General features: G+C 60.2%; 17 protein-coding genes. 10 read left to right on the forward strand and 7 right to left on the reverse strand.

What is annotated here, in order from left to right; genetic code table 11:
- Nucleotides 1–5 precede the first annotated feature (5 nt).
- Together GDN47_RS12905 and GDN47_RS12910 are read right to left on the reverse strand one after the other, a co-directional pair.
- Nucleotides 6–1373 (reverse strand): MATE family efflux transporter, encoded by a 1368-nt coding sequence (locus GDN47_RS12905; protein WP_113390317.1) that lies wholly within the window; start codon nt 1371–1373, stop codon nt 6–8.
- A 64-nt stretch (nt 1374–1437) separates the two neighbouring features.
- Nucleotides 1438–1872: a glyoxalase superfamily protein gene (locus tag GDN47_RS12910; protein WP_113354057.1), complete on the reverse strand. Its 435-nt coding sequence runs from the start codon at nt 1870–1872 to the stop codon at nt 1438–1440.
- Nucleotides 1873–2182: 310 nt separating this feature from the next.
- Here GDN47_RS12910 and GDN47_RS12915 point away from each other — a divergent pair, with 310 nt between their 5' ends.
- Nucleotides 2183–2581: a PilZ domain-containing protein gene (locus tag GDN47_RS12915; RefSeq protein ID WP_173002491.1), complete on the forward strand. Its 399-nt coding sequence runs from the start codon at nt 2183–2185 to the stop codon at nt 2579–2581.
- Nucleotides 2582–2597: 16 nt separating this feature from the next.
- Here the strand turns inward: GDN47_RS12915 and GDN47_RS12920 are convergent, their stop codons facing one another.
- Nucleotides 2598–3506 (reverse strand): AraC family transcriptional regulator, encoded by a 909-nt coding sequence (locus GDN47_RS12920; protein WP_152093516.1) that lies wholly within the window; start codon nt 3504–3506, stop codon nt 2598–2600.
- A gap of 97 nt (nt 3507–3603) precedes the next feature.
- On the opposite strand from GDN47_RS12920, the gene GDN47_RS12925 reads away from it, so the two are divergent.
- Nucleotides 3604–4356 carry an SDR family oxidoreductase gene (locus GDN47_RS12925; RefSeq protein WP_145320640.1) on the forward strand — a complete coding sequence of 251 codons (753 nt, stop codon included), beginning with the start codon at nt 3604–3606 and terminating at the stop codon, nt 4354–4356.
- Nucleotides 4357–4477: 121 nt separating this feature from the next.
- Here GDN47_RS12925 and purN read toward each other — a convergent pair whose 3' ends face one another.
- Nucleotides 4478–5077, reverse strand: coding sequence for a phosphoribosylglycinamide formyltransferase (gene purN, locus GDN47_RS12930; RefSeq protein WP_113330839.1), 600 nt, complete (start codon nt 5075–5077; stop codon nt 4478–4480).
- Between the two features lie 179 nt (nt 5078–5256).
- Here purN and GDN47_RS12935 point away from each other — a divergent pair, with 179 nt between their 5' ends.
- On the forward strand, nt 5257–6369 hold the full coding sequence (locus tag GDN47_RS12935) for a pyridoxal phosphate-dependent aminotransferase (protein WP_113330838.1): 1113 nt from the start codon (nt 5257–5259) through the stop codon (nt 6367–6369).
- Between the two features lie 130 nt (nt 6370–6499).
- On the opposite strand, the gene GDN47_RS12940 is transcribed toward GDN47_RS12935, so the two are convergent.
- Complete coding sequence (locus GDN47_RS12940) at nt 6500–6763, reverse strand: sel1 repeat family protein (RefSeq protein ID WP_015339268.1); 264 nt, start codon at nt 6761–6763, stop codon at nt 6500–6502.
- A 462-nt stretch (nt 6764–7225) separates the two neighbouring features.
- On the opposite strand from GDN47_RS12940, the gene GDN47_RS12945 reads away from it, so the two are divergent.
- The 3 genes from GDN47_RS12945 to GDN47_RS12950 all read left to right on the forward strand — a co-directional run bounded on the left by GDN47_RS12945 (nt 7226) and on the right by GDN47_RS12950 (nt 9565).
- Nucleotides 7226–7564 carry a DUF2147 domain-containing protein gene (locus GDN47_RS12945; protein WP_113330837.1) on the forward strand — a complete coding sequence of 113 codons (339 nt, stop codon included), beginning with the start codon at nt 7226–7228 and terminating at the stop codon, nt 7562–7564.
- A 202-nt stretch (nt 7565–7766) separates the two neighbouring features.
- Nucleotides 7767–7943, forward strand: a complete 177-nt coding sequence (locus tag GDN47_RS31995; protein ID WP_173002492.1) for a hypothetical protein — start codon at nt 7767–7769, stop codon at nt 7941–7943.
- Between the two features lie 119 nt (nt 7944–8062).
- Nucleotides 8063–9565, forward strand: a complete 1503-nt coding sequence (locus GDN47_RS12950; RefSeq protein ID WP_152093517.1) for an AMP nucleosidase — start codon at nt 8063–8065, stop codon at nt 9563–9565.
- Nucleotides 9566–9582: 17 nt separating this feature from the next.
- On the opposite strand, the gene GDN47_RS12955 is transcribed toward GDN47_RS12950, so the two are convergent.
- Entirely contained in the window at nt 9583–9813 is a 231-nt protein-coding gene (locus tag GDN47_RS12955; protein ID WP_152093518.1) for a hypothetical protein, read from the reverse strand.
- A 156-nt stretch (nt 9814–9969) separates the two neighbouring features.
- Here GDN47_RS12955 and GDN47_RS12960 point away from each other — a divergent pair, with 156 nt between their 5' ends.
- The 4 genes from GDN47_RS12960 to GDN47_RS12975 are packed head-to-tail and all read left to right on the forward strand — an operon-like array spanning nt 9970 to nt 12353.
- The gene (locus GDN47_RS12960; RefSeq protein ID WP_113354050.1) at nt 9970–10329 is read left to right on the forward strand and encodes a YciI family protein; all 360 of its coding nucleotides are present in this window, start codon (nt 9970–9972) and stop codon (nt 10327–10329) included.
- 10 nt (nt 10330–10339) lie between these two features.
- Entirely contained in the window at nt 10340–10702 is a 363-nt protein-coding gene (locus GDN47_RS12965) for a YciI family protein (protein ID WP_113330852.1), read from the forward strand.
- Nucleotides 10703–10719: 17 nt separating this feature from the next.
- Complete coding sequence (locus tag GDN47_RS12970) at nt 10720–11097, forward strand: YciI family protein (RefSeq protein ID WP_113330833.1); 378 nt, start codon at nt 10720–10722, stop codon at nt 11095–11097.
- A gap of 11 nt (nt 11098–11108) precedes the next feature.
- The gene (locus GDN47_RS12975) at nt 11109–12353 is read left to right on the forward strand and encodes an RNA polymerase sigma factor (RefSeq protein WP_173002504.1); all 1245 of its coding nucleotides are present in this window, start codon (nt 11109–11111) and stop codon (nt 12351–12353) included.
- Nucleotides 12354–12369: 16 nt separating this feature from the next.
- Here GDN47_RS12975 and GDN47_RS12980 read toward each other — a convergent pair whose 3' ends face one another.
- On the reverse strand, nt 12370–13338 hold the full coding sequence (locus tag GDN47_RS12980) for a lysylphosphatidylglycerol synthase domain-containing protein (RefSeq protein WP_113330831.1): 969 nt from the start codon (nt 13336–13338) through the stop codon (nt 12370–12372).
- Nucleotides 13339–13379: the final 41 nt, after the last annotated feature.

Consider the following 13379-nt stretch of genomic DNA (forward strand, 5'->3'; position numbering starts at 1 on the left):
TCATGTCATGCGGGCAACAAGCCGTAGCGCCATTTCCGATCCCTGGCATTGCGCGACAGCACCAGCCAGGTCAGCAGAATCATCCCCATTTCTGCAAAGATCGGCGTCATCCATATCCCGCGTTCGCCGAAGACAAGCGGCAGGAGGAATGTCAGCGGCAGGGTGAAGAGGTAAGACCGTGACAGGCCAAAGATCGCGCCGCGTTTCGCATCGCCGATCGACTGGAAATAGGACGACAGGATGATCGCCTGGCCGAAGAGGAAATAGGCGCCGATCGTCCAGGGCAGGATGCGGCCGACCTCCGCGACGATCAGGGGATCGGCGACGAAGACCGAGCCCAGATGCCCCGCCAGCAGCTCGACGACGAATTCGACGGCGGCGCAATAGACCAGAGCCGAAATCAGGGCGATGACAACGCTATGACCGACGCGCGCCGGAAGCGCTGCGCCATGGTTGTGGCCCGATATGGTCTGGAGAGCGATGCTCAAGCCCAGTAGCGGCAGATAGGCGAAGGTCATGACACGGGTCACGATGCCATAGGCGCCGACGGTTGCGACATAATCGCCCTGATGCCAGATCGACACATTGAAGAGGATGGCGGCCGAGCTTAGCGAAATGCCGATGAAGCCGAGGCTCATCGGCGCGCCGAAGGCAAAGATGCCGCGCCACTCGCGAACATGCAGCGCCATATCGACCCAGAGCCCGTTCGGCCGACGCAGGCGATAGATGACGACGAGCGCCAGGCAGATGAATTGCGCCAGGATCGAGCCGCCGGCGGAGCCGACCACGCCCCAATGAAGGACGGCCATCAGCAGCCAGTTTGCCACGATATTCAGCAGCGTCGAGGCAAGCGTCACCAGCGTCATGAAACCGAGCTTTCCTTCGCAGCGCAGCCCATCGAGATGCACCGACAGGAAGAAGCTGATCGGCGCGAAGGCGATCATGGTGCCCATGAAGGCCTCGGCGTTGCGGGCGACATCGACATTTCCCGCCGCAGCCACGGCAATGAACTGCCGACCAGCGAGCCAGTAGACGAGGTTGATTACGACCACGATGGCAAGTGCCAGCGTGTGGGCGCCGGTGAATACCGACTTCGCGCCCTTGCGATCACCGGCGCCGAGGCGGCGGGCGAGAATGCTCGCCATGCCGTTCGAAACCAGCGTCTGCAGCGCGATCAGCAGCATGAGCGCGGGAAAGATGAGGCTGACGGCGGACAGCGCGTCGCCGCCGACATAGACGCCAAGAAAATAGGCGTCGACGACGGCGAAAAGGCCGCTGACCGTGGTGATGACGATGATCGGCGCGGCCGTCCTGGCAAAGACGCCAGGCAGCCAGCCGGTGAGGAACATGTTGTTTTCGTTCGTGTGCGCCATGGTGGTGTCCGGACGGAATCGCTCGCAGGCGGCGAGGATAATGGTCTAGTGATGAAGGATGAAATCAGATGTCGAGAACGAGGTGCGGCAGGCCGTTCGATGTCCTGCGCGGCGAAATGCCGTCGGCATCGACCTGGGCGTTGATGCGCTGACGGAACGCCGAGAAGCTCTCGAACTCCACCACATCGACCGGTTCGTCGAAATGGATCGTTATCCTGTAGAGCCCGCCTGACTTCGCCGACATCGCCAGAACCTTGCCCGTGAAGGGCTTGTTCAGATAGCGCCCACGCACGGCGGAACCGACATCGAAAGGCGCGTCCGGCCCATCGTTGGGTTTTGCGGCAAGCGCCGACAGCGTGTTCCAGTCGCGCAGCCCGTGTTGCTTGGCGATGAGTTCCAGTGCCGTCGAGTGGCTCATGTCGTCGCCGCGTTCGGCCATCGCCTGACGCAGACGCCGGGCCTGAGCCTTCAATTCATCTATGGACGGATACGTCGTCATAGGATCAGCCTTTGCTAAGGCACGCAATTACGACCGTGAAACGGGGCTCGCATTACCGTCAGTCAGCATGCCCTGAATGGCCGTGACCTAAAACAGCGAGGACTTCACCTTGGATTTTCATCCGCGAGCGGCAGGCGCCTCGAACCGAGCTTTCGTATGATCGAAGCCGCTCCCGCTGTCAAGATGCGCCCAAATCGGCACAAAAGACGAACCCGTTAAAATTCTACCAATGCAATTGACGCTTCCGCAAAATCTCCGTGCAAGGTTCGTAGTGTAACCGAGATGAATTCGGTCTGTTCTTCAACAGGGAATGACAATGCTTCGCGCAACCCATCTGGCGAAAGTCAAATCCGAAGTCTACGAACGCAGCTGGGAACGGTTCTACGTCCAGAGGCCGGCGCGCCTCGTAGCGGTTCGTCCCTGTCTGACGGGTATTTCCGTACGCAGCGCCGAAATTACCGACATTTCGCGCGGCGGCGCCAGCTTCACCGTCGCCACGACCGTCGGCCTGCCGACCCATTACTATCTGAACATCCTCGGTCTTGCCTACCGCATCGCCTGCGCTGAAACGAGCCGCAACGGCAACCGCGTCCATGTGCGCTTCATCAACCTGATCGAACCGGAAACGCTGCGTCGCGTCGTGCGCGCCGATTTCATGATCGGCAATGTCGAAGCGCTGGCTGCGCGCGGCAAGAGGCGGCCGGTATAAATTCGGCTTCACATCCTCAATCGCTTCGCACGTCCCCGCGGGCATATCGTGCAGGCGGCATACCTGTGTATCGAGCAAAGGCGACGCTGAAAGTGCTTGCCGATCCGTAGCCAACGCGTTCAGCTACCTGATCCATCCCCAATTCGCGGCTGCGCAATAGCTGCTTTGCAAGAGCCATGCGCCAAGCCAACAGATATTCCATTGGCGGCAGGCCGACGACGCGGCTGAAACGCGCAAAGAAAGCCGATCGGGACAGGGCCGCTTCGGTCGCAAGATCCGCGACAGTCCAAGGATGGGCAGGACGCGCATGCATCGCGTGAAGTGCTGCGGATAGGCGTTCATCGGCAAGGCCGCGACTCAAGCTCGACGTGACGGTTGGTTCCGTGCCGGATCGCAATGCCTCGATCAACAACACCTCCAGCAGCCGTTCCAGCACGAGTTCGCGTGCCGGCCGGCGCTCGCGCGTTTCCTCACCGACCAATTGCATCAGCGTCGCGAGCCGAGGCTCGTCACGAACGATAACTACATCAGGCAAGAGGGAAACGAGCAAGGCCGCATCCGGCGCACCGAAGCTGCAATGCCCTATGCGCATGCGCATATCCGCCGGCCCTTCGAGGCGTCCGACACGGAAATGGCCGCCACTCAGCTGCGTTGGAACCATGGCGGACAGACCGGCCGGTGCGTCGACACTCTCGTTGATGAGGTCGCGCATGGCCGGCACGAGCACGAAATCGCCGGCTCGGAGGATGAAAGGCTGATGTCCTCCAAACGTTACACGGCAACGCCCCTCAAGGATTGCGCAGTAGAATGGCTCGCCTGTGGCCTCGCGATGAATTCGCCAGGCGCCGGCGCATTCCACCAGCTTCGAAAAGCGTGCGGCCGGCTGCAGCAGTGTGACGATTTCGGCAAGGGGATCGACGGTCATAATCAGGACTAACGCTAAAGAAAGGGAGACTATAGCGTATATAAAGTCTCTCGCGCGGTCACTACCATGGAATCATTCCTTTTGTTTGGAGAGGCTCATGTCCACGATATTGATTACTGGTTGCTCGTCTGGCTTCGGCCTGGAGACTGCGAAACTGTTTTTTGAACGAGGGTGGGATGTCATCGCAACAATGCGCACGCCCAAACCCGAGCTGCTACCGGTTTCCGGACGCTTGCGTATTCTCGCGCTCGACGTCACCAATCCGGCAAGCATCGCGGACGCCGTGAAGGCTGCCGGTCCGATAGACGTATTGGTCAACAATGCCGGTTTCGGCGCGCCCTCACCAATCGAGCTGACTGCGCCGGAGACGGTGCAGTCGCTGTTCCAGACAAATACGATCGGCACATTGGCGATGATTCAGGCCGTATTACCCCAGATGCGTCAACGTCGGGCCGGAGTCATCGTCAACGTCACCTCCACGGTGACGGTCAAGACTCTGCCTGTGATTGGGATCTACCGGGCGAGCAAGGCAGCGGTGAACGCGTTCACCGAGTCCTTATCGGTGGAGATGGAGCCATTTGGCGTGCGGGTGCATATTGTCCTGCCAGGCCGGTCGCCGGAAACTCGCTTTGGGGAGAATGCGCGTCCACATTTGCGTGGTCTGGACGATCCGGATTATGCGCCCTTGATCCAGCAATTCATAAAGAATGTACAGGACGACACCAGCCCTGTGACCTATGCTCCCGACGTAGCGAAGGCAGTGTGGCGGGCAGCCACCGATCCATCCGCCCCGCTGCGAATTCCGGGCGGTGCGGATGCTGAACTCTGGATGGCTGAGGCAGGTTTGTAACCGGAATCGGTGGCAGCCAAAAAGCTGCTGCCGTCCCGACTCGGCCGTGCATTAGAGGGAACACGCAGCCATCGGCCCCGGGAGCGCGGACCGGCAGCTGCGTTCGGCTCTTTGCGCCGTTCTATAACGGCAGGCGTAGTTCGCCCTTTGATATGCGGCGTATGAGATCAGTGAAAAGGTTGCATTCCGCAGCCATGACCCGTAGTTCCAGCGAAACTACGCTATCGTCGGGATGGATTTGAACAATCGTTGTGGCCACAGTTCTTCCGTGATCGTACTCTCCGTCTACGAGGTGGATCGTTGCACCTGTTTCTGTCTCCCGATTGTCGAGCACGGCTTGGTGGACTCTTCGCCCATACATTCCCAATCCGCCGTATTTGGGCAGCAGCCCCGGATGAACATTCAATATTCGCCCCTCAAAAGCGGCTAGCGTAAGCGGGCCAAGTCTCTTGAGATAGCCAGATAAGACAACGAGTTCAGCACCATAGGCGATTAGCGTGTCGCGAAGCTGTTTGTCCGCATCAGCTTCCCTATCCTTCGTCGGAATATGGCACGAGGGAATGCCGTTAGCCTCAGCATAGGCGAGCGCTGGGGACGAAGCCCTATTGCTAACCAGTACGACAGCGGTGGCGTTCATTGTGTTCGCTCGAATGGCCTCGTTGATCGTCCGAAATGAGGTTCCATTGTTGGATGCAAGAAACGCTATTGCGAGCTTATCCATCAGGGGCCTCGTTAATCGATGCTCTCGCGATGACCGAGACTCCCTTTAATGGCAACTGACGATGATTTTCAATGAGTGTCACGGCGCAATCCGAAAGCCACGTCTTTCCGCCCTTGCAACCACCCGCCAAGCGCCTATTCTGCCGCACCCAGCAACCGAATTCAGGAAACAAAGCCAGCATGTCCGCCTTCTCGCGCTTCACGCCGCTGATCAGCGCCCTTCCCTCCACGGTTCCTTTCGTCGGCCCCGAGGCGCTGGAGCGTCAGCGCGGGCTGACGGTCAAAGCCCGTATCGGCGCCAATGAGAACGGCTTCGGGCCGGCGCCCTCCGTCATTGCGGCCATGCGCGAAAACGCCGGCGATATCTGGATGTATAACGATCCGGAAAATTTCGAGCTGAAGCAGGCGCTGGCGGCCCATCTCGGCGTCCAGCCGGCCAATATCGCTGTCGGCGAAGGCATCGACAGTCTGCTCGGCCTGATCGCGCGCATGGTCATCGAGCCCGGTACACCCGTCGTCACCTCGCTCGGGGGCTATCCCACCTTCAATTTCCACGTCGCGGGGTTCGGCGGCCGCCTCGTCACCGTGCCCTATGTCGATGATCGCGAAGACCTCGATGGGCTGTTCGAAGCAGTGAAGCGCGAAAACGCGCCGCTCGTCTATTTCGCCAATCCCGACAATCCGATGGGCAGTTGGTGGGATGCCGACAAGATCGTTGCCTTTGCCCGTGAATTGCCTGACAATTGCCTGCTGATCCTCGACGAAGCCTATAGCGAAACCGGGCCTGCCAGCTCGCTCCCGGCTATCTCAACTCTGATTGATCTGCCGAATGTCTTGCGCACCCGCACCTTTTCCAAGGCCTATGGGCTTGCCGGTGCCCGCGTCGGCTATGTCATCGGCGCGCCCGAGACGGTGCTGACCTTCGACAAGATCCGCAACCATTTCGGCATGAACAGGCTTGCGACCGTGGCCGCGCTCGCCGCACTGAAGGATCAGACCTATCTTGCCGAAGTGGTCGGCAAGATCCGAGCCGCACGCGAAGAGATCGGTACGATCGCCCGCGACAATGGCTTGCTGCCGCTCGCCTCAGCCACCAACTTCGTCGCTATCGATTGCGGCCGCGACGGCACCTATGCCCGCGCGATCGTCGACGGGCTGATCCAGCACGGCGTCTTCATCCGCATGCCGGGTGTCGCGCCCCTCAACCGCTGCATCCGCGTCAGCGTCGGCCCGAAGCAGGATCTCGATCTCCTGGCCGAGGCGTTGCCGAAGGTCCTGAAGGCGATCGGTTAAGCTCAAAACGACGAAACCGCGCCTGCCTTGTCCCGGCCGGTCGCGGTTTTCATCATTTCGGCTGGCGTCTCCGTCAGCCGCCGACATCCCCTCTTGAGAGGTCAGGAAGTCTTACTGCATGCGGCACGCCTCAGTGTGTCGTCATCCATTCGCGGGCGGCGCGCAGCGCGGCTGCGAGCTGCATCTTGGTCAAGGTCGCGGCAACGTCGGCGCGAAGCTCGGCGGCACGCTCGCTGCCACGGATGGCGGCGATATTCAACCATTTGTGGGCGGCAACGAGGTCTGCATTGCAGCCCCTGCCGGTCGCGTAGTTCACGCCCAGTTCGCAAAGGGCATCGGCGCTGTTACCACCCATCATGGCATTTCCAGACATCGGCGTTTCGAAGCGTGCCATTGCTATTATCCCTGTTTGACTTCTGTTCGTATCTGCCCTGTTTTCCGTCCGAACCTTGCCGTCGTTCGCGGCTTTCCGGTTCTTCCGGCCGGCGGGTTTGCCCCGCTCGTTTGATGGCTTCACTATCGCAGACGGCTTTCAAAAAACGCCTAAAATGCATGATTAATTCGATGCAAACAAAGTGCAAATGCTTGGTAAACTTGGGATTTTGTTAAACATCGCTTCCCTTGCAAATTAAGGATTTTCGCGTGAGTTTAACCTTTCGTTAGGATTTTGATTTAAACCCTTCGTTCACCACAAAAAGAGCGCAGTTGAATTCGATGTCGTGTTTCGACGACGCGTGGATACCCGGCAAAACGGAGATTTGAGCTCCGAAAGCCATATTTACCTTTACGTTCGCGTTAGATAATCTCGCCACGTTTCCGGCCATGGAGCCGGATGGCGCCCGGGAGGAATAAGAACATGATCCGTGCCACCATTCTTGCTGCCGCGATGCTGTTGAGCGCGAGCGCGGCCTTTGCCGAAGAGCCGATCGTCGGCAACTGGAAGACCGTCGCTGGCGATACCGCCGCCATCGCGCCCTGCGGCGACAGCTACTGCGTGACGCTGAAGACCGGCAAATATGCCGGCAAACAGATCGGCAAGATGCAGGGCAAGGGCAACAGCTATACGGGCGAACTGACCGACCCCTCCGAAGACAAGACCTATAGCGGCTCCGGCACGGTCAACGGCAACAAGATCAAGATGCAAGGCTGCGTGCTGAAAGTATTCTGCAAGTCGCAGACCTGGACAAAGCTTTAAGACGGCTCCTGCTTATTTCAGAAAGCGCCGTTGCGCCCGCCCGCCCCGGTTGGCAGGCGGCTTTTATTTGCCTGCGGAAGATTCATTCGACCATTCGAATCCGGTAATATTTATGAACGCTGGATGAACCGGTATCTCAGCACCTGTTCAGCATGACCATGGCAAAACGGTGTCCAGTATAGGGCACGGGTAGGCCAAGGACATGGACTCGATCATCATCGCGCGGCGCTTCGTTGTTATCATGCTGTTTGCCGCCATCTTTGCATTCAGCTTCTCGGTTGCGGTCGAGCATGGCGGCCGCAGCGGTGCGCAGTCGCATTTTGGGGCAAGCTTCACCTGCGTGCAAACCGGCACTCCTTACTGCACGACGGTGCAATAAAGAACGCCTGCGCGCGATCCTCGCGCAGGCCCTTGGCCGGCTCTAAAAATAGCTGCGAGAATCCGAGCCGCCTGTTGCAAGGTCGTTTGCTTGTAACCAACGACACTCTATAATGGCGCATGAGCAACAGAATCTCTCCCTTTTCACCCCTCGACATCTCCTCTCCCAGCCCGTTCCAGCCGCGGACCTTCGATGATCCGGGCAAGGCCGTGGAAGCGCTGACGGAGCTTTACGATCGCAACACCGCGTTCCTGATCCACAATTTCACCAAGCTTGCCAAGGGCGCGCCGATCACCGCGCGCTATCGCGCTTTCTATCCGCAGGTCAGCATCGAAACGACGAGCTTCGGCCATGTCGACTCGCGTCTCTCCTACGGCCACGTGACGGCGCCCGGCGTCTATACGACGACGATCACCCGCCCGCAGCTCTTCAAGCATTATCTCAAGGAACAGCTGACGCTGCTGATGCGCAGCCACAATGTTCCGGTCGTTGTATCGGAATCGACGACGCCCATCCCGATTCATTTCGCCTTCGGTGAAGGCGCTCATGTGGAAGCAACCGCGAGCATTTTCGAAGACATTCCGCTACGCGATCTCTTCGATACGCCGGACCTGAGCACCACGGACGATGAAATCGCCAACGGCGAATATATCCCGCCGCCGGGAGAGCCCTCGCCGCTTGCGCCATTTACCGCGCAGCGCATCGACTATTCGCTGGCTCGCCTCGTTCACTACACTGCGACGAGTGCGGCGCATTTCCAGAATTTCGTGCTGTTCACGAACTACCAGTTCTATATCGACGAATTCTGCAAATGGGCGCGGGAGCTTATGGCAAGCGGCGGCGACGGCTATACCGAGTTCGTCGAACCGGGCAACATCATCACCAAGGCTGGCTCCAGCCAGCCGGAAGGCGATGTGACCGCGCCGCGGCTGCCGCAGATGCCGGCCTACCATCTGAAGAAGAAGGGCCATGCCGGGATCACCATGATCAATATCGGCGTCGGTCCTTCCAACGCCAAGACGATCACCGACCACGTGGCCGTCCTGCGCCCGCATGCCTGGCTGATGCTCGGCCATTGCGCCGGCCTGCGCAACAGCCAGCGGCTCGGCGACTACGTGCTCGCCCATGCCTATATGCGCGAGGACCACGTTCTCGATGACGACCTGCCGGTCTGGGTGCCGATCCCGGCTCTCGCCGAAGTGCAGGTGGCGCTGGAAGCAGCCGTTGCCGAAATCACCGGCTATGAAGGCTTCGAGCTGAAGCGGATCATGCGCACGGGCACGGTCGGCACCATCGACAACCGCAACTGGGAGCTGCGCGATCAGGCAGGCCCGGTGAAGCGGCTGTCGCAGGCCCGCGCAGTCGCGCTCGATATGGAATCGGCGACGATCGCCGCCAACGGTTTCCGCTTCCGCGTTCCCTACGGCACGCTGCTCTGCGTTTCCGACAAGCCGTTGCATGGCGAATTGAAGCTGCCGGGCATGGCAACCGCCTTCTACCGCACGCAGGTCAATCAGCATTTGCAGATCGGCATCCGCGCCATCCAGAAGCTGGCCGCCATGCCGCCGGAGGCGCTGCATTCACGCAAGCTGCGCAGCTTCTTCGAAACGGCGTTCCAATAAGCAATAGGGTTTCCCTCCTATCGCCCATCCGCGGGCAACGAATATACATTGGCAGCGGCCGCGACTTGCGGCCGTTCGTCGTTCGGGTGTGCACCCCAGCTCAGGCACAGGATCACCAGGGCAAAGCCCGCTAAGCCGATCCAGGTGCGGAACACGACCCTGCCGACATCGGCTGCGTCGAGCAGCTCCTCTTCCGACAGCGTCTTCTTCTGCCAGTAATGCACGATTGCGGCTTCCAGACTGTACATTTCCGTCTCTCCTTATGGTGTTGACGGAACTGGTCGACCGGGTTCGGGCTTTTTCGACAACCTCAAAAAATTTTGTCATGCTGTGGAAGAGGATGTCGATTTGCTTGGCAGCCGCTCGTCTATGGCTGTCAGCAAATTGAGAGAGGAGACGCTGCGATGAAATATCTCTGCCAGGTCTGGTTCGATGGCACGAGGCTCGACCTCATGACCAAGGAGGAAAAGCAAAAGCTCGATGCCGATTCGCTCGGCTATGATCGCGATCTGATGGCGAGCGGCAATATGATCCAGGCTGAAGCGCTACAGTCGCCAAAGTCTGCGGTAACGGTGCGGGTCCGCAATGGGGAGACGGCGGTGACGGACGGCCCTTTCATCGAAACCAAGGAGCATCTTGGCGGCTTCATCCTGATTGAGGCGAAGGATCTGAACGATGCGATCCGGATTGCGGCGGGCATTCCGCTCGCCAAGCTGGGCGCGATCGAGGTGCGGCCGATCCATAACTTCGGCCCGGATGCTTGAGGAGGTTCAGATGAAATTTCTTTGCCAGGTATGGTTCGAGAGCGCGGAAATCGCCAAGCTTTCCGAGGAGGAAGGGCGCAAGCTGACCCAGGATTCGGTCGATAGCGACAACCGGCTGCGCGAGAGCGGGCACCTCATCGTCGCAAATGCACTGCGCGAACCGGAAACTGCGAAAACCGTTCGCGTGCGCAGGGGCGAAACCGCCGTGACGGACGGCCCTTTCACTGAAATGAAAGAACATCTCGGCGGCTTCGTTCTGATCGAGGCCCGGGACATGGAGGAAGCGACGGCGATCGCCGCCACCTTCCCGGTTGCGCGCTACGGCATGATCGAGGTTCGCGCCGCCTTCGACATCCGCTTTCCGAACGAATAGCAGCGAGAGGAGAAGACATGCGGTTTCTATGCCTGATCTACACGACGGTCGATGTCGACGGACGATTGACGCCAAACGAGATGAACCATCTGATCGCCGAGCACTTCATCTTTGATGAGGGCTTGCGGCGGGACGGCACCATGATCGTTTCCGATGCGCTGGCGCTTCGAGACAAATCGATCGTCATCCGTCCGGACGGTGACACATTTTCGGTAACGGACGGGCCGTTCGCGGAGACGAAGGAGCATCTGGCCGGCTTCTACCTCATCGAAGCTCCCGATCTTGAGGAAGCAGTCGGGATCGCCAAGCGCATTCCCTCGGCGCGTTACGGCGCCGTCGAAATCCGCCCTGTGCGCATCTTGACCCTGCGGGGGGACTTGGCGGAGACATCCTGACATCCATGTCGCTGAACCGAACCATCGAAAGCATCTACCGCAGCCACTCGCGCCGCGTGCTGGCAACGCTGATCCGTCTGCTCGGTGATTTCGACCGCGCCGAGGAAGCGCTCCACGATGCTTTCGCGGCGGCGGCGCAGCAGTGGACTGACGAGACGATCCCGGCCAATCCCTATGCTTGGCTCGTTTCCGCCGGACGCTTTCGCGCCATCGACCATATCAGGCGGCGGGCGCGTTTTGACACCGCCCGCTCCGATATTGCCGAGAGCCTTTATCCGGAGGGAGAGGCGATGGAGATCGCCGAACATGAAGAGATCGAGGACGACATGCTGCGGCTGATCTTCACCTGCTGCCACCCGCTTATTCCTGCCGAGGCGCGGATGGCGATGGCGTTGCGGGAGGTATGCGGGCTGACCACGGAAGAGATCGCCCATGCCTTTCTGATTCCGGCCCCGACAGTCGCCCAGCGCATCGTCCGCGCCAAGAACCGCATACGCACCGCCAACATTCCCTACGAGGTGCCTGATAAGACCGAACTGCCGGAGCGGCTGGCGCAGGTGCTGCATGTCATCTACCTCGTTTTCAACGAGGGCTACTCGGCCTCCTCCGGCTCTGCGATCGTGCGCGCCGATCTGGCCGCGGAGGCCATACGGCTCGGCAGGCTTTTGCTGCAGCTATTGCCGGATTCGGAAGTCGAGGGGCTACTGGCAATCATGCTGCTGCAGGATTCGCGGCGGCATGCGCGTACCGATACCTCCGGCGATCTCGTTCTGCTCGTCGATCAGGATCGTGCGCTGTGGGATCATGGCCAGATACGCGAGGGCCTGCAGCTGTCGGCGCGGGCCATGTCAGCGGAGAGCGTCGGCAGCTATGCCCTGCAGGCCGCGATCGCGGCGGAACATGCACGCGCCGTAACCGCCGACGACACCGACTGGCGGCAGTTGGTGACGCTTTACGACCTGCTGCTGATCGCAAGCCCATCCCCTGTGATCGAGCTCAATCGGGCGGTGGCCATCTCCATGCGCGACGGGCCTGCGACGGCATTGTCCATCGTCGACGGGCTGTTGCGGGAGGAGCGTATGGCACGGTATCATCTCACCCATGCGGCGAAGGCGGATTTCCTGCGCCAGCTTGGCCGGACGGACGAGGCGCGGCAATCCTACCAAACGGCGCTATCGCTCTGTCAGCAGGCGCCGGAGCAGGCCTTCCTGCGCAGGCGATTGGCCGAGCTTGACGATAAGACGACCCGGCATTAAGGCGCGTCGCGATCTTTCAGGGCGCAGTTGCGCGCTTGCGTGAGACCAGCAATCCGATCGCGGTTCCTGTTAGCGCCGATACCACGATCAGAAGGTGAGCATTGATGCTGGCCTGCGCGAGATTTTCGATTGCCTCTTTTGCACTCGAAGCACCAAAGGCCATGGCACCGGCGGTAATGCCGGCCGGATAGGTGCCCACGCCTCCGGGTGCATGCACGGGCAGGACTGAGGATAGTTCGCCGCCGAGTGCGCCACCGAAGCTTGCCGAAAGTGGCGTGACGTTCATGAGGCCGAGCGCCCAAGCGAGCACCACGACCTTGACGAGCCAGTTGACGATGGTCGTCAGCCAGGCGCGCGCAAAGGCGCTGGCATCAACCGGCAGACCGCGTTCCAGCTCATGCACAAGCCCTTGCGCCTTCTTCGGCAGGATGCGGGCGGCAAGGCGGATTAGCGGTCGCCGGGAAGCGAAACCCGCGACCGGCAGCAGCAGGAAAGCCGCCCATACGATCCAGGCCAGGACATGATAGGGCGAAGCAAGTGCAAGGCCGACGCCGGCTGCGGCCAGCAGCGCATGCAGGTCGAGCAGCCGCATGACGAACAGCGCCGAGGTGCCGCGGGCCAGCGGAATGCCGAATTCGGAGCGCATCAGCACCGGGAAGCTGGTTTCCCCCGTTCGGAACGGCATCATGATATTCAGCAGATTATGAACCTGCGTCACGCGAAACAGCGCCGCAAAATGGCCCGAGGTTTCCTTCGGGAAATAATCGTAGATGCGCCATGTGCGCAGGAAATAGGTGCTTGTCAGAAGTGCTAGCGCCAGAAGGATCGGCAGCGCGCCGACCTTGCTCCATTGCGCAAGGATCGAGCTCCAGCCCCAAAACCATTCGATGAAGGCGGCGTAGGCAAGGACGACCGCGAGCGTCAAGAGCGTCATTCGGTTGCGAATAAACCAATTCTGTCGGCTGGCAACCGTCGGAGTCTTCATGTAGTTAGGGCACCCAAATGCGAGCGGAAGGCTGAACCGGA

Source organism: Martinezella dioscoreae (assembly GCF_009176305.1).
Lineage (GTDB): Bacteria > Pseudomonadota > Alphaproteobacteria > Rhizobiales > Rhizobiaceae > Rhizobium > Rhizobium dioscoreae.

Bases quoted from the DNA above. Each gene is read 5' to 3' on its own strand.
- GDN47_RS12950 (WP_152093517.1), top strand. From the start codon at position 8,063: ATGAGCAACAGAATCTCTCCCTTTTCACCCCTCGACATCTCCTCTCCC.
- GDN47_RS12940 (WP_015339268.1), bottom strand. From the start codon at position 6,763: ATGGCACGCTTCGAAACGCCGATGTCTGGAAATGCCATGATGGGTGGT.
- GDN47_RS12925 (WP_145320640.1), top strand. From the start codon at position 3,604: ATGTCCACGATATTGATTACTGGTTGCTCGTCTGGCTTCGGCCTGGAG.
- GDN47_RS12915 (WP_173002491.1), top strand. From the start codon at position 2,183: ATGACAATGCTTCGCGCAACCCATCTGGCGAAAGTCAAATCCGAAGTC.
- GDN47_RS12935 (WP_113330838.1), top strand. From the start codon at position 5,257: ATGTCCGCCTTCTCGCGCTTCACGCCGCTGATCAGCGCCCTTCCCTCC.
- GDN47_RS12905 (WP_113390317.1), bottom strand. From the start codon at position 1,373: ATGGCGCACACGAACGAAAACAACATGTTCCTCACCGGCTGGCTGCCT.
- GDN47_RS12955 (WP_152093518.1), bottom strand. From the start codon at position 9,813: ATGTACAGTCTGGAAGCCGCAATCGTGCATTACTGGCAGAAGAAGACG.
- GDN47_RS12945 (WP_113330837.1), top strand. From the start codon at position 7,226: ATGATCCGTGCCACCATTCTTGCTGCCGCGATGCTGTTGAGCGCGAGC.
- purN (WP_113330839.1), bottom strand. From the start codon at position 5,077: ATGGATAAGCTCGCAATAGCGTTTCTTGCATCCAACAATGGAACCTCA.
- GDN47_RS12980 (WP_113330831.1), bottom strand. From the start codon at position 13,338: ATGAAGACTCCGACGGTTGCCAGCCGACAGAATTGGTTTATTCGCAAC.
- GDN47_RS12920 (WP_152093516.1), bottom strand. From the start codon at position 3,506: ATGACCGTCGATCCCCTTGCCGAAATCGTCACACTGCTGCAGCCGGCC.
- GDN47_RS12960 (WP_113354050.1), top strand. From the start codon at position 9,970: ATGAAATATCTCTGCCAGGTCTGGTTCGATGGCACGAGGCTCGACCTC.
- GDN47_RS12910 (WP_113354057.1), bottom strand. From the start codon at position 1,872: ATGACGACGTATCCGTCCATAGATGAATTGAAGGCTCAGGCCCGGCGT.
- GDN47_RS12965 (WP_113330852.1), top strand. From the start codon at position 10,340: ATGAAATTTCTTTGCCAGGTATGGTTCGAGAGCGCGGAAATCGCCAAG.
- GDN47_RS31995 (WP_173002492.1), top strand. From the start codon at position 7,767: ATGGACTCGATCATCATCGCGCGGCGCTTCGTTGTTATCATGCTGTTT.
- GDN47_RS12970 (WP_113330833.1), top strand. From the start codon at position 10,720: ATGCGGTTTCTATGCCTGATCTACACGACGGTCGATGTCGACGGACGA.